This is a genomic window from Stakelama flava, from assembly GCF_019351405.1.
Lineage (GTDB): Bacteria > Pseudomonadota > Alphaproteobacteria > Sphingomonadales > Sphingomonadaceae > Sphingomonas > Sphingomonas flava_A.
The window spans coordinates 34,125-58,895 of record NZ_JAHWZX010000013.1; the positions used below are offsets into that span (position 1 = coordinate 34,125).

At 60.1% G+C, this 24,771-nt stretch carries 16 protein-coding genes; 4 read left to right on the top strand and 12 right to left on the bottom strand.

From position 1 onward, the window contains the following. Positions 1-23 precede the first annotated feature (23 nt). Positions 24-1,262: an SGNH/GDSL hydrolase family protein gene (locus KY084_RS13010; protein WP_246587124.1), complete on the top strand. Its 1,239-nt coding sequence runs from the start codon at positions 24-26 to the stop codon at positions 1,260-1,262. Between the two features lie 18 nt (positions 1,263-1,280). Here the strand turns inward: KY084_RS13010 and KY084_RS13015 are convergent, their stop codons facing one another. The 3 genes from KY084_RS13015 to KY084_RS13025 all read right to left on the bottom strand — a co-directional run bounded on the left by KY084_RS13015 (position 1,281) and on the right by KY084_RS13025 (position 6,083). Further along, on the bottom strand, positions 1,281-2,369 hold the full coding sequence (locus tag KY084_RS13015) for a hypothetical protein (protein WP_219238908.1): 1,089 nt from the start codon (positions 2,367-2,369) through the stop codon (positions 1,281-1,283). A 123-nt stretch (positions 2,370-2,492) separates the two neighbouring features. Beyond that, the gene (locus KY084_RS13020; RefSeq protein ID WP_219238909.1) at positions 2,493-3,230 is read right to left on the bottom strand and encodes a FadR/GntR family transcriptional regulator; all 738 of its coding nucleotides are present in this window, start codon (positions 3,228-3,230) and stop codon (positions 2,493-2,495) included. A gap of 213 nt (positions 3,231-3,443) precedes the next feature. Then, positions 3,444-6,083 carry a TonB-dependent receptor gene (locus tag KY084_RS13025; RefSeq protein ID WP_343228020.1) on the bottom strand — a complete coding sequence of 880 codons (2,640 nt, stop codon included), beginning with the start codon at positions 6,081-6,083 and terminating at the stop codon, positions 3,444-3,446. Between the two features lie 1,067 nt (positions 6,084-7,150). Between KY084_RS13025 and KY084_RS13030 the strand changes: the two genes are divergently transcribed. Continuing rightward, complete coding sequence (locus KY084_RS13030; RefSeq protein ID WP_219238911.1) at positions 7,151-7,684, top strand: hypothetical protein; 534 nt, start codon at positions 7,151-7,153, stop codon at positions 7,682-7,684. Positions 7,685-7,845: 161 nt separating this feature from the next. Beyond that, positions 7,846-9,591: a lysozyme inhibitor LprI family protein gene (locus KY084_RS13035; protein ID WP_219238912.1), complete on the top strand. Its 1,746-nt coding sequence runs from the start codon at positions 7,846-7,848 to the stop codon at positions 9,589-9,591. A gap of 167 nt (positions 9,592-9,758) precedes the next feature. On the opposite strand, the gene KY084_RS13040 is transcribed toward KY084_RS13035, so the two are convergent. Next, the gene (locus KY084_RS13040) at positions 9,759-12,086 is read right to left on the bottom strand and encodes an EAL domain-containing protein (RefSeq protein WP_219238913.1); all 2,328 of its coding nucleotides are present in this window, start codon (positions 12,084-12,086) and stop codon (positions 9,759-9,761) included. A 47-nt stretch (positions 12,087-12,133) separates the two neighbouring features. After that, entirely contained in the window at positions 12,134-13,576 is a 1,443-nt protein-coding gene (locus tag KY084_RS13045; RefSeq protein ID WP_219238914.1) for a FecR domain-containing protein, read from the bottom strand. Positions 13,577-13,680: 104 nt separating this feature from the next. On the opposite strand from KY084_RS13045, the gene KY084_RS13050 reads away from it, so the two are divergent. Continuing rightward, a complete protein-coding gene (locus KY084_RS13050) occupies positions 13,681-15,333 on the top strand; it encodes a ShlB/FhaC/HecB family hemolysin secretion/activation protein (protein ID WP_219238915.1) in 1,653 nt (550 codons plus the stop codon). A 23-nt stretch (positions 15,334-15,356) separates the two neighbouring features. On the opposite strand, the gene KY084_RS13055 is transcribed toward KY084_RS13050, so the two are convergent. The 7 genes from KY084_RS13055 to KY084_RS13085 all read right to left on the bottom strand — a co-directional run bounded on the left by KY084_RS13055 (position 15,357) and on the right by KY084_RS13085 (position 24,678). After that, positions 15,357-15,842, bottom strand: a complete 486-nt coding sequence (locus KY084_RS13055; RefSeq protein ID WP_219238916.1) for a DUF2938 family protein — start codon at positions 15,840-15,842, stop codon at positions 15,357-15,359. A gap of 204 nt (positions 15,843-16,046) precedes the next feature. Continuing rightward, the gene (locus tag KY084_RS13060) at positions 16,047-17,636 is read right to left on the bottom strand and encodes a sulfatase family protein (RefSeq protein WP_246587125.1); all 1,590 of its coding nucleotides are present in this window, start codon (positions 17,634-17,636) and stop codon (positions 16,047-16,049) included. A 22-nt stretch (positions 17,637-17,658) separates the two neighbouring features. After that, positions 17,659-18,618: a cytochrome D1 domain-containing protein gene (locus KY084_RS13065; RefSeq protein ID WP_219238917.1), complete on the bottom strand. Its 960-nt coding sequence runs from the start codon at positions 18,616-18,618 to the stop codon at positions 17,659-17,661. Positions 18,619-18,670: 52 nt separating this feature from the next. Further along, a complete protein-coding gene (locus KY084_RS13070; protein WP_219238918.1) occupies positions 18,671-19,939 on the bottom strand; it encodes a glycoside hydrolase family 172 protein in 1,269 nt (422 codons plus the stop codon). Between the two features lie 24 nt (positions 19,940-19,963). After that, positions 19,964-23,068: a TonB-dependent receptor gene (locus KY084_RS13075; RefSeq protein ID WP_219238919.1), complete on the bottom strand. Its 3,105-nt coding sequence runs from the start codon at positions 23,066-23,068 to the stop codon at positions 19,964-19,966. An 81-nt stretch (positions 23,069-23,149) separates the two neighbouring features. After that, positions 23,150-24,112 carry a FecR family protein gene (locus KY084_RS13080; RefSeq protein ID WP_219238920.1) on the bottom strand — a complete coding sequence of 321 codons (963 nt, stop codon included), beginning with the start codon at positions 24,110-24,112 and terminating at the stop codon, positions 23,150-23,152. Beyond that, positions 24,109-24,678, bottom strand: a complete 570-nt coding sequence (locus KY084_RS13085; protein ID WP_343228021.1) for an RNA polymerase sigma factor — start codon at positions 24,676-24,678, stop codon at positions 24,109-24,111. The genes KY084_RS13080 and KY084_RS13085 overlap by 4 nt, the downstream gene beginning before the upstream one ends. Positions 24,679-24,771: the final 93 nt, after the last annotated feature.

The window sequence follows — 24,771 nt, forward strand, 5'->3', positions numbered from 1 at the left end:
AAATACAAAAGGGAGATTGGATCATGCAATATCGACGGATTGGGGTTTCGCTGCTCGCGCTTATGTGGCTCGGCGCACCGCCGGCCACGGCACAGGACGCCCCCATATCCGCGCCGGAATGGATCGCAGCATGGGAGGCGCCGCCGATCGGTTTCGAACCGAAAATCCAGAAGGCGCTCGGCCGCCCCTATCGCAACGAAACCGCGCGTCAGATGGTGCGCGCCTCCATCGCGGGACACAAACTTCGGCTGCGGCTTTCGAACGAGCTGTCCGACGAAGATATCACGATCGGGGCCGCATCGATCGCGCGCGTCGATGGACAGGGCAATGTCGTTCCCGACACCCTGCAAATACTGACCTTTGACGGTGCCAAGGCCGTCCGCATCGCACCCCATGCACCGATGCTGACCGATGCCGTCTCGCTTTCGGCAAAGGCCGGTGAATGGTTCGCGGTCAGCATCTATTATCCCCAATCGGCCGCACCGCCTACGCATGCCCAAATGCTCGACGTGATTCCCGGTGATGCGACGATGACCGCCCGCCCCGCCGATGCGAAGCGGGTGCGCGGTCCGGGTATCGTTTCCGAACTGGATGTATCGGGCACGTCGAAAACGCGCGTGCTGGTCGCGTTCGGAGATTCGATCACTGAAGGCGCTGGAACCGACGCCGCCGACGCGATGAGCTGGCCCGACCAGCTTGGCCGGATGCTGGGCAACGATACCGCAGCAAAATGCTGGGCCGTCGTCAACGCCGGGATCAGCGGCAATCGAATCCTGCGCGATGGGCGCGGCCCAAATGCGCTTTCACGCTTCGACCGGGACGTACTGTCGGTGCCGGGGGTCAGCCATGTCGCCTTGTTGGAAGGAATCAACGACATCGGCGGAGTGAAGGACGATCCCGCCCAAGGCGATCCGGTCACCGCCGCAAAGCTGATCAACACTTATCGCCAGTTCATCGCGCGCGCCCATGCGCGCGGCATAAAGGTCATCATCGGCACGATACTGCCCTATGAAGGCGCGGCATATGGCAGCCAGCGGGGCGAGCAGGTTCGTGAAGAAGTGAACCAGTGGGTTCGCAGCCATCGCGACCAGTTCGACGGCATGATCGATTTCGATAGCGCGATGGCCGAACCAGGCAAGCCGACCGTCATGCGGCTCGCCGAACAGATTGGCGATCACCTCCACCCTAATGCCGAAGGCTATGGCCGTATGGCGCGCACCGCCATGCCCGTGGTGACGCAGGAGGGCTGTCCGGCGGGATGACGCCGGGCGGCGCCCCTTTTACCAAGGTTTCGACCGGGCCACGGTGATACCACGAAGATCGTTCGGATATTTCCCGCTGACGCCAGTGTAGAAATGGTAAAGCACCCCATCATGATGGACGAGCGAGGGCTTGTGCGCGAAATGCTCGTCAATGCTGCCCGGAGCGCCGATGTCAATCAGTGGTCCTGGCACCTTGTCGAAGTGATAGGGGGCATTGCCGAGTGAGAGATATTCACGGCACTTACCGTCTTTTGCGCGACCGAAGTAGAAAAGCGACCATTCCCCGTTATGGGTATAGACCACCGGGTCGCTCGCGAACCACGAATCGCCCGAGCCGCCGGGTTCTCCGTTGCGAATGATCGGGTTGCCCGCATAGCGCGTCCAGCTTTTCAGGTCCTTCGACATGGCCAGCCCCGTCTGCTCCTTCCAGGGATTTCCCGTCGTTTTGGCGTTGTAGTAGAGCAGATAGGTGTCGCCATTCTTGACGATATACGGCTTGTACAAACCTCCGCGTTCCCAGTCGGCACCGTCTTCGGCGCGCAAAATGGGGTCGGTACGTTCCCAGTTCACCAGGTCCTCGCTCCAGGCAAGGCCGATCACGGCGGAGCCCTGCTCATAACCCGGATTGGGATAGGCGTGCCACGCCGCCAGATAGCGACCATCGACCTTGATCAGCCGCCCGGGCGAATACAGCTCATTCTCGCGAAGGATCGATGCGCAGGAGATATTGTAACGGGTGATCGGATCGTCGGGATCGCGAGCCAGCATGATGCCTGCGCGTTTCCAATTGATCAGATCTTCCGAAACCGCGCGGCCCGTCTGATAGCCGGTGCCGTCCCATCCCGTGTACAGCAGGTTGAACTGCCCATCATGGTAGAACACGAACGGACAATCGACCGCCTTCTCGTCAAAGGCACCCGCTTCATACGACCCTTCAAGGACCAGCTTGCCATATTTATAAGGCGTTTCGTAAGGAGCGGCGGGATCGGCGCTTCCACCCGATGCCACCGCGCCACGCATGCAACCGGCGACCAACGCCGCACCGCCAGCCATCGCCGAGCCCAAAACGAAGCGCCGCCGCGACTGCTGCAGGTTCGATATAGCCATTATGTCCTCCCCAATACGTCTTTCAGGCACCCGCGGGGCCGTTCCCGCGGTTAAGGTCGATAAGGGGAACTGGTATCGACGGGCACGCTTTGCCTGCATTACCCGATCCGTGGCCGCCCGGCCTCAGTCGCCCTTTGTATCGGTGGCTCGGTCGATCCGCTGGCGACCATGACCGATCGTGTTGCGCATGGCATCGCGGGCCGCGTCGCAGTCCCCCGCTTCGATGGCATCGACGATTCGCGCATGCAGACCGACGCTCTTTTCATGTTCGGCATCCTCATCAACCGGTGACGCCATGGTGAACGACGCCACCAGCGCTGTTTCGATAACACCCGAGATCGATCGCATCAGACTGTTCCCCGATGCGTTCCCGATCACTTGGTGAAAGGCCAGATCGGCTTCAGCAAATGCCATGCGACTGTCCCGTGCGTCGCGCATCGCCTCTACCCGCTTGCGTAACAGCGCGATCTGCTCAGGCGTTGCGCGCTGCGCTGCCAGTGCTGCTGCTTCCGGTTCGATTGCAAGCCGGATTTCAGTGAGGTCGCGTCGGAATTCAGTATTGAAACCGCTCGCCACGCGCCAGGAAAGCACGTCGGAGTCAAACATGTTCCAGTTCGCTTCGTCGAGCACCTTCGTGCCTACCCGCGTCTTGGAAACGATCAGACCCTTTGCGGTGAGGGTCTTGAGCACTTCGCGAAGCACGGTGCGCGATATGCCGAACCGTTCCAGAATATCCGCTTCGGGCGGAATCTTTGTTCCCGGCGGGTAAACGCCGGTGATGATATCTGCACCAAGGGCGCGAGCTACCTGATCGTGGCTCGACAGCGTGGCGCCGGTATATCTCTGAAACTTGGATGACATTCTGACCAGCCCCTGTAGCTGTGGTTCGGGGGCGACCATCCCGGATACGGAGGAAAAATCGTCAGTGAACATAGGAAGGCTCACGAACCCGAATTAGTGACACGAATGCCATGCTACACAGACACCGACAGGTCATCCAATTTAATCGTGGAAGCTGAACATGCTGCACGCGAAGGGTGGCGCCGCCCCGGTCTGGCGGAGCGGCGCCCTCGTTCAAAAGGTAAAACGGACGCCGGCCATAACCTGTCGGTCGTCGATCGAGATGTTGTTGGGCCGCGTTGTTTGATCAAAATAGGTGAATTCACGCGTACGAAGCAGATTGCTTCCCTCCAAAGTCAGAGTAACGTTCGGCGTGACGTCGTAGTTGATCGAAGCGTCCAGCCATCCATAGCCCTTGCGATAGATCGGAATGTTCTGGGACCCGCCGGCCGCCAGCGGCAGTCCGTACAGACCGCTGAGATATTTCGAACGGTAGTTATACGCGACGCGGATCGACAGGCCGTACTTTTCATATAGTCCGCTGATGTTGAAGCTGCTCTTCGACAAATTCGGGAGCGGCGTCGTATAGTTCGCGATCGCGCTCGGCGTACTGCTGTCGATATAGGTGTAGTTCGCCTGCACCCCGAACCCGTCAAAAGGCGCAGGAAGAAAATCGAAGAAGGTCTGCCCGCCTACCTCGACGCCCTTAATCTTCCCATCATCACCATTGGTCGGCTGGCTGATGACATAGTCGATGCCATTGATGACCTGCCGGTTGGAACTGGTGAAGATGAAGCCCTTCACCTTGCGGTAGAATCCGGCAAGATACAGCGACCCCGTTGGCGAAAAATAATATTCCAGCGAGGCGTCCAGTTGGTCTGCTCGAAGCGGCTCCAGGTTCGGGTTGCCACCCGATCCCTGCCCCTGCGCCGGAACGAGTGTAAAGGCTGGCGAGAGCTGACTGAAATTCGGGCGTGTCAGCGTTTGCGACGCCGCCAGGCGCAGTTGCAGTTCGTCCGTCAGGTGAAACCGCACGTTCGCGCTCGGCAGCACGCTGACATAGTCGTTATTATATGTCTGCGGCGTGATCGTCGTAACGCCGCCCACCGTCGAACGCTGGTTGCCATCGATATTCAGGCTTGTCTTGATGAAGCGGACGCCGACATTGCTGTCGAAGCGCAATCCGCTGTCCACCTTGAACAGCATTTCGGCATAACCGGCGACCGTCGTTTCGCTCATGTCATAGACGGACGCGGGGTCGACAGCCGGCGCGGCGCTTACGCCAAGGGCGTTGCGCACACCGTCGAAATCGTTGCGCAAGCTTGACGTTATCGCAGTGAAATATCCTTGCGGGAACGCCGGGTTGCTCTGGAAGAAATCGTCGAAAGGCATCGTTTCGAACAGCGAGGAATAGCCCGCTGCCGATGTGGTAGTCGACGGTTGGTAGAAGAACCGGATCGGCGTGAAGGCGGTATCCATCTTTTGAATACGCGCGCCGGTCTTGAATCCCGAGAGAAACGGGCTGTCGATCTCGAACTCGCCGTCCAGACGGCCCGCATAGGAATTTCCGGTATAGTGATTTTCACTACGAACCGTATAGCCCAGCGTATAGTTGTTGATGTCGGTCAGATCGATGCCGTCGAAGCTCATCGTCGGCGTCTTGCCGCTGAGGTCCAGCGTGGCGAGCGGGATCGTGACCTTCAGATCCTGTTCGGTGTAATACAGGTCGTTGGTCGAATGCTGATAGGTGAAATCGCCCGTCAGCCGCGCCGCGCCGCGATCCCAATCGAATCCGGCAGAATATTGTTGGTTTTTGTCATAGGTGTCGCGCGTTACGCCGAAGGTGGATGCGGATAGATTCTGGAACGTGCCGCGCATGAAGTCGTCGGTGCCGTCGAACGTTTCGACGGACCCAGGAACCACCGACAGGCCATTGGAGGGGTTGTTGAGGCCTCGCTGCTGCTGAATCGAGCGGAATTCCTGATACCCGGCCTGCGCATAGAATTCGAGTTCTGGAGTCGGCTTCCACTGAAAGGTTGCTCCAAGCCCGATGCGCCGACGCTTCCCGTCAATCAGCGGCTCATAATCGCCATTCGGGGTCACGATCGTACGTCCCGTGATCAAATCGTTGCGTTCGCTTGGCGCGCCGACCGCCTCGATATCCGACCGGAAGGCGCGTTCCTGATAGGAGCCGCTAACCAGCAGGCCCATTTCCCCGGCACCAGTATTCCATTTATCGCTTATCAACAGCGATCCGAGTGGGCTGACCTTATCGACCAGGTCCTGATAACGGCCGCGCAGACTTCCGCTGACAACAAACCCGTCCATGTCGAGCGGTCGGCGGGTACGCAGATCAATGACGCCGCCGATCCCGCCTTCGATCAGATCCGCAGTCGGCGTTTTGTACACATCCACTCCGGCAAGCTGTTCGGCCGGAAAGTCCTGCAGATTGTAGCCACGCCCGCCCCCGGCGGTAAAGATTTCGCGACCATCCAGCGTGGTCAGGACCTGACTGAGCCCGCGAATGGCGACCGAGCCGCCTTCGCCGCGATCGCGTGAAACCTGAATACCCGAAATGCGCTGCAACGCTTCGGTCGTATTATTGTCGGGTAGCTTGCCGATATCGTCCGCTACGATCGAATCGACGATTGCGTCGGCATTGCGCTTGCGCGCCTGGGCGGACTGGAGGCTTGCACGGATACCGGTGACGACAATGTCGCTGGCCGCATCCGCTTGCGCCGGAGTGATCGTTTGATCTTGCGGAGTCTGGGTCTGTGCGTTCGCGACGCCATCAGCCGCTTTGGATGAGTTAGCGTCGCGATCGGCAGCGTGCGCCGGCAGCGCCCCGCTGGCTAGCAAAGCGACTACTGCCACATCTGCAAATAAATTCCTTTGCACTGTCATCACCCTCTCCTGATGTATGTTTCTTGTCGTCGCTACGATTAGTAATATTTTATACATCGTCAAGAGGGTCGCGATGCGCTCGTTTGAAAAGGGCGCTCTCGCAGGCGGCTGCGACAATGCCTCTACGCCAAGCGCCCAACTATGATCGAAGAAATCGACGGATGAAGAGGTTGCAGAATGCTATAAGCAGCGCTGAATCACGGTTTCTACGGCCTTCCCAAGCCGTGGCGTTCCATGGCTAGCGCTACTTTGGCAAAAGGTGTTTGGGATGTCTGAGGAGGCTGCATCCGCATTGAGGGCAATGCCCCGGCGTTGAGCATGACAGGCGCTCAAGAATGGCCTGGCGCACTGTCGGCAAGGTGGGTTGCAGGCGCGGACCGAGGACTCTTTTTGAGCGAGCAGGAAGGCGTAGGCCACCATCGACATCAAGGCATGGCGGTGAAGTGCGGTCCAGGATCGGTCTTCGATAAGCGTGGCGTGGAGGCCGCCTTGTCAGCGTGATTTTCTGGCCTGCGACGCTTTACGGGGCGGCGCGGCGTTTGGCGATGGCGTCGATACTGAGCTATGCATCGAGTTCATCGATCATGTCGGGATCGAAATCTTTGCCGAAGCAGCCCTGATGCCACTTGGTGGCATCCTTGTGCTCGGAATGTTTGCGGTTGAATAGCCGCTCCTCTGATCGTCGACAATTTCCGCCAGTGGCGGCTGCTCCTCTACCTGCCCGTGACCGCCAGGGGAACGCCGAGGATCGGCGTCCACCAAACCGGCAGCAGATCAGCATTCAACTTGGGCGTAAAGCCCTTTGTCGCGGAGCCAGCGCCCCGGCCTTGCGCCGGCGGTGCCACGCCTGATACGCTCGACGGCCAGATATTCCGGCGGAAAAGCAGTCCGTGTTCTTCCGCGCCGACATCGAACAAAATAGAACATCGGTTGCATATGCACTTTGGACCAATGCGCCATCCTGACCATTTGCGGCGTCGGTGGCGTTTTATGGCCCGGGCAGAACCTGATATCTTAACGTAAGCAGCTATTGTGCAATGGAGAAGAAAATGTCGCTCAGCTTCACCACCATTGTCTCGATCCTCACCCTCGGCGTTATTTCTGCCGCCGCACCGGCCTCTGCCGCCACCCTTCCCAAGGTGCCCAGCTGTCAGACGGTGGGAGGCGCGATCGAGGCGGCATTGTCAGGCCCTATCGAACGGGTGACGGACGATACTGCGGGCGCGCACGAAGCTGAAGGCCAATCCACCGGCGATCCGCTGCCCTATCATGTCCTGCGCGCCTGCTCGGTCTATGTTCCGGGGCATGAAATCCCGCTTGTCGTAACCTTCAATGCACCGGTCACAAAGCAATTCATCACGCTGCAAGTTCAGGTGGCAAAACATATGGGCCTGAATGCGCACCGGCTGGACGGCGGCGCCTATGGCGATTTTGCCTATCTTATCCCGCAGGTCGGAGGGGGAAATGCGACGGCCGCGTTGGTTGGCCCGGTCGACATATCGCTGACCACCTGGGCCGATACCCGGTCGGTTGAGGAGATGACGAAGAATCTGGTGGCCTTGTTGCGGTGAAGGGCTGCACGGCGCGTTCGCGGTTCCAAGCCTTGCGAGGAAGACATTCGTCTTTACCGCACGCGCTTATCCCGGCCCTCATCGCGCTGAATGTGCCTATGGCGGCCGTCGCCGCGCCTCAGGACGTACCTGCGGTAAGCTATCCGGTCTTGCCCGATCATGTGAACGATCTGAAAAAAGCAATTCCCTCCAAATGGGCACAGGTCGCGCTTGCGCGCGGCGACCTGAATGACGATGGGCGGGCCGATGCCGCACTCCTGCTGCGCGACACTGATCCCGCGCTGAAGCTTGTTCGGGGCGGTGGCGCCTTCGACACCAACCCCTACCTGCTTGCGGTCTATTTCGCCGATCCGGGCGGCGGGTATCGCCGGGTGCTCGAAAATCACCGTTTGATCCCAAGACATAGGTCCCGGGCCGTTGACGACGTGACGAATGGCGGGATCGCAATCGCAAACGGCAACCTTCAAATCTCGCTCGGCCTGTTCTCCGGCTCCAATTCCGGCATGGGCAACCGCAGCTTCACCTTTCGCTGGCGCAAAGGGGCTAATCTGCATTCCGGGCGCTTCCTTCTGACCGGATTCGACAGCATGGAGGTCAACCGCGCCGATGGCGGTGTGCTTTCCGACAGCTACGACTATCTGACGGGCAGAAAGAAGCACGGCGTCGGATCGATCGAAAAGGACGCGACGCGGTTCGCCTGGTCCGATCTTCCACGACACCGGCTTATCGGCCTGAACGAAGTCGGCGACGGAGGCGACTTCGACCCCGAGGCACCGCCTCCATTTCCGACAGACGCATGGAACTGGGCCGACGCCGATACGGGGAAGGACGGAAGCAAGCCCGCATATCAGCAGACGCAGGCGCTTTGCGACTGGCTGCGCGACCTGCGCCCCCCGGCCAGCGAGACCCCCGGAATTTTCGGCGCGCCGCCTCCTGCCGGGGAGTGCGAATCCACCGCGCTCTATTATGGAATCGGAATGCCGCCCGATCCGGAGGCAGCGCGGTCCTGCGCCTTTTACGAGATCGGGAATTCCAATCTGGGGGATGACCCCTTTGCCGGCTTCGGTATGCTGATGATGATTTATGCGAACGGAAAAGGCGCTTCGCGGAACCTTGACCTGGCCACCGCGATGGCCTGCCGGGTGCCGGCCGGAAGCTCTCACGAAGTGGTGAGGCGCCTTCAGCATCTTCAGGCACTGAAGGCCGCATTGGAATCCAATAATCCAGTTGCAGTTGCACAGAATACTGGTTCTGAGAATCTTGTGAGCCCCCCTCTCGTCCAAGCAAATCCGTCGAAACCCTTTGACTTTTGTGACGATGCAATCAGCAATTTCGGAAACCTGCAATGCGCCAGCCTGAATGGTCAGATTGAAGACGCCCGCCGGCACGCCACGCTGGATGCGCTGTCCGCAGACTGGCCAAAGGCTCGCAAGCTTGCTTTTCACAGCCTCCGTGACGCGATGAACAGCTTTGCAGGGGCAAGCGGGCAAAAGGAGGTGGACCTCACCGGCTCAGGCCGATCGCTGTTCATCATTCAGCGTACCGAAGAGGTCGAGAAGTCGTTTATCGCGATGCTCGACGCCTATCGGGCGGGAACATTTCAGCCCACAAAACCAGCGGCGGTCAAGCAGGCGGACGCGGCGTTGAACCGGCTCTATCGGCGGATCATGGCTGCAAGGATCGCAGCTGATAAGATCGGTCCCTGGCAGAATGCGGACAGCCTGCCGATGGTCAGCATAACCCATTCCGGCGTCCGGGAGGCACAGCGCGCCTGGCTCCGCTATCGCGACAGCTGGCAAGCCTTCGCGAATAATTATGATCCGCATCACCAGAAAGACGCTTTGCTCACCGCCCTGATCCGGCAAAGGATTGCCGTCCTTAAGGGGATATTGGTCAGCGAACACTGACACACCGGCCGGGGGTCGGTGGGGGCGCCACCATTCCCGGCGCTTCTTCAGCGAAGGTGATTGTGTATCAAGGACCTGCCCCCGTGTCGGCACCCTCACTTCAACGCGTCGGAACGTGCAGGCTATGGAGATTGCTTCATCGCAGTCAGGCGTGTCGTCCAATCCTGTCAAGCGGCATTGCAGCTAACGATTCCGATGCCCGCAAGCTTGGCAAAATCCTTTGCCGGTATCGGACGGCCGATATGCCATCCTTGCGCATAATCGCATCCAAGTGCGCGCAGATACTCCAGCACGGCAGCGTCCTCCACGCCCTCCGCCACCACGGCAAAGCCGAGTTCGTGCGCCAGATCGATCGTGGAGCGGACCATCGCCTGATCATTTCGGTTGTCCCGGATCGCCAGCACGAAACTTTTGTCGATCTTTATCTCGCTGGCGGGAAAATGCTTCAGATAGCTGAGCGTCGACTGCCCGGTGCCGTAGTCGTCGATCGACAGCCTGATCCCCATTTCCGCGAAAAGCCGCATGCCTGCAAGCGCGCGCTCCGGGTCTTCCATGCTCGCCGATTCGGTTATTTCAAGCGTGAGCAGGCTCGGCAACAGCGTACCGCCGTCCAGCCGCTCGCGCATGGCGCCGACGAACGCGTCCATGACAAGGAGCGGCGCCGAAACATTGACTGCGACGTTGATCGGATTGCCGGCAAGCGACCAGCGGCGCGCCTGCTCCATCACGCGATCGAGCACATACAGGGTCAGGTCCAGCATTCTGCCGTTCTTTTCCAGATGCGGAATGAACGAATCCGGGAAGATGTCGCCACGTTCGGGGTGCGTCCAGCGGACGAGCGCCTCCGCCGCGGTGATCCGGCCCGCTGCGATGTCAAGCTTTGGCTGGAACGCGACCCAGATATGCTCCGCCGCCATGGCAGCGTCGAGTTCGCCCGAAAGCGAGAACCGCCAGTCCCGCGATCCGGCCATCTCGGCGCTGTGGTTCTCCCAAAGCTGACCATGCTCCCTCGCCTGGTCAGCCGCCAGAAGCGCATGGTCGATCACTGCGCCTGCGGCTTCGCCCCGCGCTGCTGTCGCGCATCCGAACACGCAATCGGCCGCCATCCGCCGCGCGGCAATTTCAACCGGCGGCCGCAAAACCTCGGCAAGCGAGCCAATAAAATCCCCGGCGGGAGTATCGGGACCAGCGGGTCCGAAAAAGGCAAGCGCGCCCTCCTCGATCCGGTACACATCCATGATGCCTTCGCCACGAAGCCGGTCGACCAGCCGAAGCACCAGTTCGGCCCCACGCACCGGCCCCAGCAGCGTGGCGAGATCAGCGTAACCGCCGATTCTCAACGCGATCAACGCGTTGCCGCCCTTCGCGTGTTCAAGTTCGCGTTCCAGGGTGCGCCGGTTGGCAAGGCCCGACAATTGGTCGGTTCCCCGCACCGAGCCAAACGCCTTCAACGCATGCGCGATGCCCAGCCAGGTGCCCGCGACGACCAGCATGAACAATGCAGGCGCGGTTTCAACTGTGCCCCAGTGCAGAATTTCAAAGCCCAGGGGTAATGCCAGCGTCAGCAGCCCCGCCGATATCAGCCATGCCGCCTGCCACGCCCCGCGCGCACGAACCGCAAGCAGCAGCGCGAACAGCGCAACCGCCATTGCCGCCCAGGGGCCGCGGCTCACCGGACTGCTGCCCGTGCGGAGCGTTTCGGCGGCGATTAACTGGATTGCCGGGCCTGAGACGACGCCATGGCCCGGAATAGGGTAGCGGTCGCCAAGTTCGATCGCCGATGCGCCGACAAGCACGATCTTCCCGGCGAGCAGTGTTGCCGGGATGTCGCCGTTCAGCAGATCGATATAGCTTATATGCGGTATCGTTTCAGGGTCTATCGCGGTGTCGATGGGAAAACTCTGCCCCGCGCGCCCCGCTGCCCCCGCCAGCATTGCACCGATCGACGGTCGCGGTACACCCCCGGTCACCACGGCCATCGGATAGGAACGGACAAGCCCGTCATCGTCCGGGAAGATATTGACCGCGGCAAGTTGCGCATTCTTCCGGAACGACGGCAGCGGCAGGCTTTCAATCTCTTCGGCCGAATGTTGGGATGCATATTGCCGGAACGTGGACAGGATTACGGGCACAGTCGCGGAATCGATGGCCCCCGCGAACCTGGCGTCCTCATCTGGCGAGCTGAAGGAGGAAAAATCGACGTCGAAAGCGACCGTGGATGCGCCCGCCCTCTCCAGCGCCTCAAGCGCGTTGGCGTGGACGCTGCGCGGCCAGGGCCAGTCGTTAATGGCCCTTAGCGATTTGGCATCGATTTCGACCAGAACGAAGCGGTCGCCGGCCGAATGCGAACGAATCATGTCACGGCCTTCGTGAAGCGCTCGTTCGATCGCCGCGCCGCCACCGCTGATATATACCGCCAGTCCAGCGAGTATTGCGAGCAATATCGGCAATGCGCGCGACCCCAGCACCCTTTCGCCTGAGAATCGCAGATGCACGCGGCGTTCCCCTTAAATAATAAATAGTGGCTTAATACGTCGCGGCTTCAGTTCCCGTTTCCATTGCCGTTTCCGTTTCCGTTCCCGTTTCCGTTCCCGTTGCCGTTTCCGTTGCCGTTGCCGTTCCCGTTTCCGTTCCCGTTGCCGTTCCCGTTTCCGTTGCCGTCGCCGTTCCCGTTTCCGTTTCCGTTTCCGTTTCCGTTCCCGTTCCCGTTCCCGTTGCCGTTGCCGTTGCCGTCGCCGTTCCCGTTTCCGTTCCCGTTGCCGTTGCCGTTGCCGTTGCCGTTGCCGTTGCCGTCGCCGTTCCCGTTTCCGTTCCCGTTGCCGTTCCCGTTTCCGTTGCCGTCGCCGTTCCCGTTTCCGTTTCCGTTTCCGTTTCCGTTCCCGTTTCCGTTGCCATTGCCGTTCCCGTTCCCGTTCCCGTTCCCGTTTCCGTTGCCGTTTCCGTTCCCGTTGCCGTCGCCGTTCCCGTTCCCGTTCCCGTTCCCGTTCCCGTTCCCGTTTCCGTTGCCGTTTCCGTTTCCGTTCCCGTTGCCGTTTCCGTTTCCGTTGCCGTTTCCGTTTCCGTTTCCGTTGCCGTTCCCGTCGCCGTTTCCGTTGGTCGCGGAGCTTTTCTCAATTGCGGCAGGACTCGCGCCGGATGCAGCCACGGCAGTCTCAACGCCCGCCGTACCGGAAACCAGGCCGTCCGAAATTGCCGAAATCGATTTGGGCGTTTCCGCAACAGTGAATTCGACGACCCGTTCCATCGCACCATTTGCGTTTTCGGCGCCATTGATCGAGGCCGTATCCTGTATGATCGGCGTGTCCAGTTCCGGCGTATCAAGCGCTTCGGCATCACTGGTCACAACATCCTGTCGAGTGGCCGTATCCGTTTGCGCCGGTTGATCGGTTGCAGGTGCATTCGGCGATTGCAGCGTCTTTGTCTCGCCGCCGCGAATCGTCAGTCGGCCAAGGTCGTTTGCGCCGATAACCGCGATATTGCCCGGCAGAACAAGATCGCGCGCGCCGCCGTCCAGCGTGGAAACTTCCACCGCGCCCTCGACCACCTGAACCGAAGAGCCGGTGCGATCGACCGTGACGCTGAACGTAGTGCCTTTGACGACGGCGGCGAGATAGGGAGTTTTCACTGCGAAATGCGCTTTTGATTTCTTGGCGACGCTGAACACCACGTTGCCGACTTTTTCGAAAAATTGCAGGAGACCGCTGCTGGGTTCCGGGTCAGCAATTTGCAGATGGCTGTTCGGCGCCACGACTGCATATTCATCCCCATTTACCAGGACGGCGCGCGCATTTGCGCCCGTCGCGACAATATCGCCAATCTCAAGCTGGCCGCCGCGTGCCGCCGCCTTGGTCTGCCCGGCGTGCATGACCGTCACCCCGGCCGACGTTTCCGAAATCGTCCACCCGGTCGACTGGGCATGCGCCGCGCCAGCCACGCACACACTTCCCAACAGCGCGAGTTTTGCCACCCGAAGCAATGTCGTCATTTGATACCGTTCCAGAATGTAGTGCGGAATTAACCGCGATAAATCGTAGAGTTAGCAGGTGGACGTAAAAGGATTATCAACGAAGCGCGGTTAATTGCGCAGGGATGCATACCCACCGCTTCGTCAGCGCGCTTTTCGCTGCTGTCTTCACTTTTCCCGCTTTTGCCGTGGCACAGGACGCTTCATCCACTCGCGCCGATGCCGGACTTGCGGTCCGTTCGGCGCTCGAAAATTCGCCGACCGAAACGGCACCGGATACGCACAGTGCGGCAGTATCGTCACAACCGCCGAACGCGGCGTTGACCGGCGTCACGATCGGAGCGGTGCTTGTGACTGGCGCTCCGGATATCGCGCAATCCGATTTCGCCGACGCGATCGCCCCGTATATTGGAAAGACGTTTTCCGGTGACGATACCCAAAAGCTCTTGAGCGCGATTTCCGACGTGGCGCGCGATCACGGCTATATTTTCGCGACCAGCAGCATTGCTCCGCAAACGCTGGCTGCCGGCGTCCTGACGGTATCGATTGCGCCCGGTCGGATTGACCGGGTCCGTCTGACAGGGGCGCAGCGCAAGGAAGTCGATTCTCTCTTGTCCCCGCTGGTCGGCAAACCCGCGCGGCAGGAAATGCTCGACCGGCTGCTCATGCTGGCGACCGATTTTCCCGGGGTATCGATCGGCAAGGTTCGTTACAGCGTCGAAAACGGTCAGGGCGTGCTGATCGTACCGGTGGAATATGATCGCGTTCGCGGCTGGGCTTCTGTCGACAACAGCGGGTCAAAGGCTCTTGGACCCGTGCGCGCCAGACTGGGTGTAGATGCTTCGGCGTTGCTGGCCGCGGACGATCGCGTAACGGTTCAGGGGATCGTCACGCCATTGCAGCCGAAAGAGCTTACCGTTCTATACGGCCGCTATGCCTATCTGCTGCCGGACGCGTTGACCGAGCTGGCGTTTTCAACCACCTATGGCCGAACCAATTCGGGCGGTCGATGGCAGTCCTTCGATCCCAAAGGCAACAGCATCGGGTTCAATGCCAGCGTAACGCGCACGCTGGAACGTGGACGCAATGACAGCCTTTGGACGACGCTCGATTTCAACTATGTCAAAACCGACCAATATTGGGAAGGCGATCGCTATCAACGCGATCGGATCGCCTCAATCGGCATCGCGCTCAACGGCTATACGGCGCTTGCCGGAGGTCGCCTGCGCGCCGGGGCCGGTCTGCGGCAGGGGCTGACGATCTTCGGCGCGACGCAGCAGGGCGATCCGCTTGCTTCGCGAACCGGCGCGGGATCGAAATACACGTTGTTTCGCGCATGGGCCAATTGGGAAGGAACGCTGGCGGGACCGATCAGCGCGCGGCTGGCATTGACCAGCCAGCTTACCACCGACCCGCTTCCCGCAATCGATCAGATCACGATCGGCGGCCCCTATTTCGGTCGCGGCTATGATTTCAGCGAACGCGCGGGCGATGAGGGCATTCTGGCGTCGGCCGAATTGCGCGCCGACCTGCTCGACACGGATTCGGGATGGCTTCGCTGGATGCAACTTTACGCCTTTGGCGATGGCGGCGACGTCCGCGACCTGCGCGACAGCTATGGCACGGGCGATCTGTATTCCAGCGGCGCAGGCGCGCGCTTCAAACTGGCTGACCAGCTTCGCTTTTCCGTCGAAGCTGCCTTCCCGATCAATCAGCCGCGCTATGACGCCGGAGATAAAAGTCCTAGGATATCCGCATCGTTCGGCACCGAATTTTGATAACTATCCGGGAATTTTGCTAACTATCCGGCGATAGCGCAGGCCAGGGCATATTGCGCCGTGGCGAACAGTGCGTGGGCGACCACAAGGTAGCCGAGACGCGCCGCTCGATTGGGCAGACGTGAGCCGGCAAAACCGGCACCCATTGCCGGCATCAGAATCATCGTGCCGGCAAGCGTACTGGCACCGAAACCAATCAGGACCACAGGGCCGGGTGTCGGATCGTGGACAAAGCCCATCCCCCAAAATATCGGCAGCGCCGCCGCATATAAAATTCCGACCAGATAATGAAATATCCAGCCGACCACCCCATCGGCCGGTGAAGGGGCAGGAACATCACCGACGATTGCACCAAAGCGACCGGCCGACCATCGACGCAGCAACTGACCGACCTTCGCCCAATTTGTCGCGGTTATGCCAAACGCATATTCGCTTAATTTTGCGAAACCGTCGAGGATTGCGGTAGCCCCTACCCCTACCACCAGCGAAAACAGGATCAGCGCGGACATTCGCTATCGTACCAAAACACTCGATTTCTTTTACGCTTACGCCTGTCGCATTCTCAGCTTTTATAGGCAAGCCGACAGCGCTTATGGCAAAGTGCTGTAAGCGCGGTCACTGACTATGCAGCCATCGACGAAAAAGCAGGCTGGAAACCTGACGATTATGCAGCTCCACGCCACGAACGGGCGAAGCACCAGACTCCGAACCTTTTATCCGCAACTTTGGTCGCCATATTTCGCCTGTAGCCGGAGGAGTTCGCGTTTCATCGCCACCACACGCGTCACCTGCGCAGGGTCATCGATCAGGTTGTGCATCTCCTCCCGATCGCTTTGTTCATCGAACAGTTCCCAGCTCTCGATCGGTCCGTAAAAGTGGATCAGCTTGTATCGCTGGTCACGAACCCCGCAATGCGGTGTGACGCGATGGAAAGCGGGATATTCGTAATAATGATAATATAGCGATTTTCGCCAGTCCGCCGGCTTTTTCCCTTCCAGAAGCGGACGAAGCGAACGCCCCTGAACGGCATCGGGAACCTGCAATCCGGCATAATCCATGAACGTCGGTGCGTAATCGATATTCTGAACCAGACTGTCGATCTTCGTGCCCGGTTTGATATGCCCGGGATACTGGATCAGCAGCGGCGTACGGAACGATTCCTCATACATGAACCGCTTGTCGAACCAGCCATGTTCGCCGAGGTAAAATCCCTGGTCCGACGTATATACCACTATGGTATTATCGGTCAGGCCGTGCGTATCCAGATAATCGAGCAAGCGCCCGACGCTTTCATCGACCGATACGATGGTCGCCAGATATTGCTGAAGATATCGCTGATATTTCCACAGCGCCATTTCACGCTGGGTCATCTCTTTCGCGTTCATCGCGTCGTTGCTTTGCTGCAGCGCGTCCATAAACGCCTTGCGCTGATCGGGCGTCATGCGGTCGAACGCGCCGGGCCAGCGGTTGTAGCGCAGTTTGCTTGACCCCACCCCCGTCGTCATCTTCAGGTCGTGGCCTTCATACATGTTGCGATGGACATTCATCGCCTGAATGGCGGCTGCGTCGCGCCCTTCATAATCATCGAAGAAATTGTCGGGCACCGGGAATTTGGTGTTGAGATATTTGGTAAGATGGCGCGGCGCCGGCATCCAGTTGCGGTGGGGCGCCTTGTGATGCACCATCAAGACGAATGGTTTGTCGGGATCGCGATGGTCAAGCCAGTCGATCCCCATATCGGTGATGAGGTCGGTGGCGTAGCCATGTTCGCGCACTTCGCCGTCAGGGGTTATGAAATCGGGGTTATAATATTCCCCCTGATCGCGCAGCACTTTCCAGTAATCGAATTTCATGCCTTTCGGATCATGGCCGATATGCCATTTGCCGACGATAGCGGTCTGATACCCCGCATCTTTCAGCGCGCGCGGCCAGGTCGGCTGATAATTGTCGAACTGGTCGCCATTCTGGTTGAACCCGTTCTTGTTGCCGAACTTTCCGGTCAGCATCGCCGCGCGGCTTGGCCCGCAAAGCGAATTGGTGACGAAGCTGTTTTCGAAAAGCGCGCCGTTATGCGCGATACGATCCAGATTGGGCGTGGGTGCAAGCCGCGAAATCGGCGAGCCATAGGCTGACAGCGCCTGCAATGCGTGATCGTCGGACATGATGAACAGGATGTTCGGCCGCCGGGCCTGTGCCACGGGCATGGGGGCGGAACCATTCCCGGCCGGCAACCCACCGGGTGTCGTGGCGCATGCCGCCAGCGAGGATGCCATAAGGATCGTGGTAAAACGCTTCAAAAACATGATTTCCCCCTGAAACCCTGCATCACTGCGCGGTTGGCGCGATGGCCAGACCGTCGCCGCCGCGGCCGGTGGCAAAGCGGCGCGTCACTTCACCGGATGCCACGTCTATTTCGGCAACGGTGTCGCGCGCCGTTTCCACAGCGTAAAGGCGCTGGGAATCGCTTGAAAACAAAATGGCGGCCTGTTTCGCCGCCCCGTCGTCGGACACGCTGATGGTGCGAACCGGAACATGCCGTTCGGCATCGAACAGGCCGACCGTTCCCGTATCGATGGCGCTGGCCGCGACATAGCGGCCATCGGGACTGGCCGCCAGGCGAACCGCTAGGGGGCTGACCGGCAATGTCGCTACCGCCTTGTCGGTTGCCAGATCGATGATTTGCACGCGCGGGTCGGAAAGATCGCCGACCCACAATTCACGCCCATCCCGCGCCAGCGTCAATGCTTCGGGTTTGCCCAGAACCTTTATGTCGCGCAGTTTCACGTTTTTATCGAGGTCGAGGACGCTCACGGTCCCGGCCTCCGTATTGGTGGTATAGGCCCTTCGCCCGTTCGGCGACACCGTCACCATGGCGGGCTGGTCCTTCCCCATCGGTATCGAACGAACACTGCCGTCGCGCGATACGATCGCGACAGAGCCGCTGTCTTTCGCCGCGACGACCATATGGTCGCTGTCGATCCATTTGACATCAATCGCCAGACGATCGGGACCGATGTCGATCGTTGCCGCCAGCCTGCGTTTCGCTACATCGATCAGATCGATCGCGGCCCCGTCCTGCGCCACCACCGCCGCCAATTTCCCGTCAGGCGAAAGCGCCAATGCTCCCGGGTGATGATCGGTGGCGACCTTCGCAATCTGCCTTCCGCTATCCAGTGCGATCAGGCTGATGCTTTCTTCATCCCGATTGCCGACCAACAAGGTTCCGTCCTGCGCGTTTGCCGGGACGCTCAGGGTCATGGCAAGGCCCAACAGCAGATAGCGCATCGAAAAAATCTCCCGCTTCCCCCCGCTTCGACCCGGCGGGCGATTCCCTACCTCAAAGATCATGCAGCCTGTCGGCGACAGGGCCAAGACCCGGCAGATTGTCGGTCGGCGTAGCAAGGTAAAAATATGCCACCGCACTCCAGTCGTCACTGCGCAGATAGTTGGTCCATCCCTCGGGATAGTCCGGATCGGACAATTTGGGCGGGTTCTTCATCATCATCAGCGGAACGAAGCTGCCCTCTTCATCGATGCTGATCGGCTTCAACGGTGCGCCGTCGCGCAGCAACTGGCGAACCTGATCAAGCGGGCCACCGCCGATCTGCTGGACCGCCACGCGGATGTCGTGGTGGAACCAGACCGGGTCGGGGATGTGATAGCGATAGCAGGACCAATAGCGTTCGTCGGGATTAACGATCGTGCATCCCGAATTCATCGTTACGAAACGGGTCATCCCCCAGGCGGATCCAAAATAATCCTCCACGCCGGTGCCCACCAGACTAGGATGTTCGCGATCGCTGTCGAGCCATATTTTAACTTCGCCCTCGCCCCACCAATAATGGAGCACTTCCTGGCCCTTTTCGCGCTTGCCATAGATGGGATCGGGACGCACACCTACCGTCACGCCCAGAAAGCGGCCACGCCCCTGAACACGCGGCAGCAGTTCGAAATCTTTTCCGATCGCCGGCTTCTCGCGATGCCAATAGGCATGAAAATACAGCATATTGTCGGGGGCTTTGTCGAGCTTCTGAAACGTCAGATTGTAATAGATGTGGGAAACCGGCTTGTCGGAATCGTTGTAGATTGCGATCCTTGCGCCCTTGCGAAACGGCATGGGGATGTTGAAGGCGAAAGAGCGCCCTTCGGGATCCTTGAACAGGCTGTTTTCATATTTCGCCGTCTGGCCGAAAGCAGTACCGAAAAAATCGCCTAGCGGAGCGCGCACGGCGGGTTCCTTAGCACCGTCCCAGTACATTTCGATCCGCATCGCGCGCAGCGCCTCGGGCGATCGATCCTTCACCGACAGCTTCAGCCGCTGAACAATGCCCGGACCGTCGATATTCAGCAGGTCGACATGGCCATGCGCCGGGATCGTGTCGAAGGCATTGCCTTTCAATCCCGCATTGGCTTTAGCGCCCTGCCCCTTCACACCGTTATGATTTTCGGGGCTCGCCCATCGCGACTGCGCGTCGTCCTTCATAGTGAAAAGCGCGGCACCGTCCCCGGACGCCGACGCGGCCTGCGCGACGGCGGGTCGCGGCGCAGCAATCGCCAAGGCAGTCGCGGCCAGAAATACGGACCGGCCGGTTTTGAGAAATGTCATGCTGATATTGCCCGTTTGCGTGGATCAAAGACGAATTCGGACACCGACAGAATAGGTCGTTTCGTCCAGAAAATCGTCAAAATTATAATCGGAAGACCCGTAATAACTCTTGGTTTCGTTACGCAGGATGTTGACGCCGCCGACATCGATGCGGAAGCGGGGAGTCACATCGTACCCGATGTTGAAGTCCAACCGACCGGCGGGGCGCGTCACGCCGAGAAGCACCGGCGTGGAGACATCGTCCACCGCATCATCCGCGATCGGGCGTAGCGCCGTCGCGCCCGTCTGATCACTGACGAAATATTTTGAACGATAGGTATAGACCAGTCGGCCGCTGAGCCCGCCATGGTCATAGATCAGCCCGGCGGTGTAATTGTATTTCGATACCCCTTGCAGCGGATATCCCGCCAGCGGATCGTCGCCCTTCACTTCGGAATCGAGATAGGTGAAGGCCCCCATCACGCCAAATCCGGACAAGTCGCCGGGGAGGAAGTCCAGAAAATACTGGCCGTTCACCTCGACGCCCTTCAACTCCGCCTCACCGATATTGCGCGGCCGGGTGACGTTGTAATCGACGCCGTCGATGGTCTCGATCTGCGACCCGTTGATCACGCGTCCGGTAATGTCGCGATAATAAGCGGCCACCGCCAGATAACCGCGGCCGAAATAATATTCGAACGTCGCGTCGTAGCTGTCCGATTTTTGCGGCTTCAGGTCGGGATTGCCGGCACTGCCCACATTCTGAACGAACGGATTGTGCGATTCACTGACCGTGACGGCGGGGTTCAGATCGACGAATTCGGGCCGACGGATCGCCTGCGAATAGCTGAATCGAGCCTGCAGCCCGCCGCCGAAACGGATACGCGCATTTACATCGGGAAGGAAATCGGTGTCGGTCGTGTCCGCCTTCACCGCTTCATACGCTACGTCGCCAGCCTCGGTATTCGACGCGTCCTGATCGACCGGTGCGAAGGTGCGAATGCTGCGCCTGGTGCGAACCAGCCTGCCGCCGATAACGCCATCGACGCTCAGCGCGCCGCCCAGCGGGATGTTGTAATTAACCATGGCATAGCCGGCGAGCGTTTGCTCGTCGGCATCGAACTGCCGCCCCGGCTGATAGTCGGGACGACCGGTGGGCAGGCCGACATAGGTCCGCAGCGCGTCCAGCCCGCTTTCCGACAACAGATAATCAGGGTCCGGAATGAAATAACGCGCGCCGCCATTCAGGCCGGGCGCGGGTTCGCTGACTCCCAGAAACGCTGCCGGAAGGCCGCTTTCCGACACCAGCACGGCGGAGTCTTCAGTGGCCGTGCCGATATTGCCACCGGGAAAAGCGGTGTTGAGAATTACCGCCTTATAATGCCCGGTCCGCTTGGCATAGCGCACCCCGACCTTGATACTGTCCAGTATCCCACCGATTTCCTTTTCCGCATCGGCCTTGGCAGCGAACAGGCTACCCTTGCTCGCCAGGAAACGTTGCTGAAAAGCGTTACGCAACGATAAGTCGTCCGCGTCCAGCAACGCCCCGTCGGGAACGGTGAATTGCGCCACATTGTCGACGTCGGAGACATAGGTCAGATAATCGAGGCGCTTGCCGATATCTGCAGTGATGTTGGTCGTGTCGTTGCGCGATGTCTGATAGGAAATATCGACATTGCCGGTCAGGCCATCGCCGCCATAGCGCGCGCCACCCGCGACAAGTTTGTTGGTAGTGACATCGTCCTGCGCCTGCGTGGTCAGGTTGATTACCGGATTTTCGAACGTGGCCTGCTTCACTTCGCAAAGCGTCTGAACCGTATAGGGTTGCAGCGACTGGTTCCCTTCGGCGTCGGTGAGCACGCGGGGATTCAGGCCGTTGGCATTGGCTCTGGTCTGGAAACAATGATCGCTCGCCTGCGCGTCGGCGATGCTGACATTGCTGGTGAACGGTTGCGCATTCGCGCCGGTATTGCTGCCGCGATCATGCGCCCTGGTGTACAGGCCATCGACATATAGCTGCATCGCGTCGCTTGCCTGCCACTGAAGCGATCCGTTGAATTCGGTGCGTTCCAGCCGGCCGCTCTGTTGCCAGTTGCGCAGGATGTTGGGAACCAGATAGCCTGCGGTGTTGAGCGGTGCCGCCGCCGAACTGCGCCGATCGACTACCTGCGTCTGCGCACGGTAATATTCGTTACGCGACCAGAAACCGTTCACCAGAACCCCGATCTCGCCGATCGACGTATCGAAGCGGTCGGTGAACAGGCCGCCGATCTGGGGCGAACTCTTGTCGACCCTGGTGCCGTAATTATTCTTCACCGACAGCGAAAGGGTGCGATCCTTGAAATCGAACGGACGCGCAAGTTCCAGGTCGATCAGGCCGGCAAGCCCGCCTTCGATAATATCGGGGCTTTGCGATTTATAAACCGTCACGCGCGACAGCGCCTGGGCGGGCAGATCCTGCAAATTGAAGCTGCGCCCGGTGGTCGTGAACACCTCCCGCCCGTTCACCGTGGTAAGGATGTCAGGCAAACCGCGCACGCGGACATTGCCCAGTTCGTTATTATCGTCAACCGACACCTGCACGCCGGGGACCCGCTGAAGCGCAGCGGCGGTCGTCGGGTCGGGAAATTTGCCAATATCCTCCGCAACGATCGTATCGACCACCTGCTTTGATTGACGCTTCGATTCTGCGGCGCGCTCAAGCGAACGGCGGATGCCGGTCACGACGATGTCTTCGGCCTCCGGCGCGGCTGTATCGGGCGGCGTCACCGTTTGCAACTGCGCGACGGGCGCAGCGGCGGGCCGCGTCGCACTTGCCCGCGCCACACGCGCCTTCGCCGTGCGAAGCGGAACGATGGCGATGGTGCCGCCTGCATGCCGGCGCGCCTCCAGCCCGGAGCCACGGAGAATTGCGGCAAGCGCGGTGTCGGCCGATGATGCGCCGCGCACCCCCGGCGATGCGCGATCGGTCAGGTCGTCGCTGCGATAGATCAGTTCGCGACCCGATTGGCGGCTCCACATTTCCAGCGCCGTGCGCATGCTTCCTGCCGGAACATTATATTCGCGCTGCTGCGCGCTCGCCATCGGTGCTGCCATGATCGTGGCGACGCCCGCGCCGGCCATAAGCATGGTGCGAAAACAATCAGTCATATTGCCCCTCCTGTGCCGGAGGACTCTGTGACGGCCCTCTCACAGACCCAAGACAATCCGGGCGGGAAAACCCGTAACGCGCTATTGGGAAATTTTTACGTCGCTGCCCGAACGGGTAATTCGCAAGTGATAGACATCTTCGAGCAGCGAAAGAAAGGCATCGGCATTGCGGGCACGAAATGCCCCGCCGATGCGCATCCGCGCCAGTTCGGGGTCGGTCACGACCATGGGACGCTGATTATACCGGTTGAATTCCGCGACGACGTCGGAAAGCGGCTCCTGCTGGAACCGCAGCATTCCCTGTCGCCAGGCAAGGCCATCCGCCACGCGGTCGGGCGATCGGGCGGAAAGCAGCAGGGCATCGCCGCGAACCACCGCGATCACACCAGCCGGGACCACCGCCGGGGGATGCATCATGTCCTTTTCGGCACCGCGAAGACGCACCGCGCCGCTTTCCACCGCTACGGTCAACCGATCGGTGTCGCGGCGCACATTGAACCGGGTGCCAAGCACCGTGATGCGGTCATCGCCCGCATGGATGCGAAACGGACGGCTGACATCATGCCTTACGTCGAAATAAGCCTCCCCGCGATCTAACCAGACTTCACGATGCGTATCGTCGATTACGGCCCGTACCCGGCTGTTCGTGTTCAGCTCTATATGGCTGCCGTCCGCCAGCGCGACCGTTTTGGTGCTGCCGATCGCTGTTTCGGCAAGGATCGGTCTAGGCGCAGCAACGGGTTGCATCGGCCCGGACACGACGAACAGCGTAGCGGTGGCGACAATGATCAGGACCGTCGCTGCCATCGCAATCATCGAGCGGACAAACGGTCGATGGATATAGGGTGTGGGGGGCGCGCCCAGCGAGGCGATACGATCGACGGCCCGCCAGCCATGCTCCAAACGCCAGAACGCCGCCTTGTGCGCGGTGGATTCGGCGAGCCATTCTTCCAGCTCCGCCTGCTGCCCCGCCGACCAGCCGGGCTCTTCGCGACGCATCAGCCAGTGCGCGGCGATCTGTTCGGTCTTGCCCGCCTGGTTCATTTGCCACCCTGCTTCGCACGGGAGGAACTGGTTGTGCGCCGATTGATCCGGCCTTCCCCGCCCAGCATGAAATCGACCAGCGCGCGCATCCCCAGCGTCAACTGACGCTCCACGGTGTGAATGCCCACGCCAAGCTCATCGGCGACTTCGCGCGTTGTAAGGCCATCCACCTTGCGCAGCCGGACGACCTCCCGACATCGCGGAGGCAACTGGTCCAGCCCCGCCTGCGTCCGCCGAAGCGCATCGCGCGCATCGAGATGCCTTTCGGTCGCGAACGCATTGTCGACGCAATCAAGCGCTTCCAGGTCCGCGACAAGATGAAAGGAAACGATCTTTTCGCGGCGGGCCCGGTTAATCAACGTATTACGTGCGATCGTAAAAAGATACGGGCGTACATTACGGGGAAGCTGTTCCTGTGCCGCCTCGATCGCGCGGGCATAGATATCCTGGCGGATATCGTGGATATCCTCCGGCCGACGCCAGTTGCGCCGCAGGAAGCGGGTGAGCGCCGCTTCGTGGCGCAACACCTCGTCACAGAACCAGCGTTGGATTTCCGAATCTTCCACGCGCGCAATCTCGGCAGCCTTTCCTCATCCGTAAAGGACAATCGAAAGAGCAATTCCCGTAACGCGCCAAATTCCCCTCCGGCTACGCGGAAG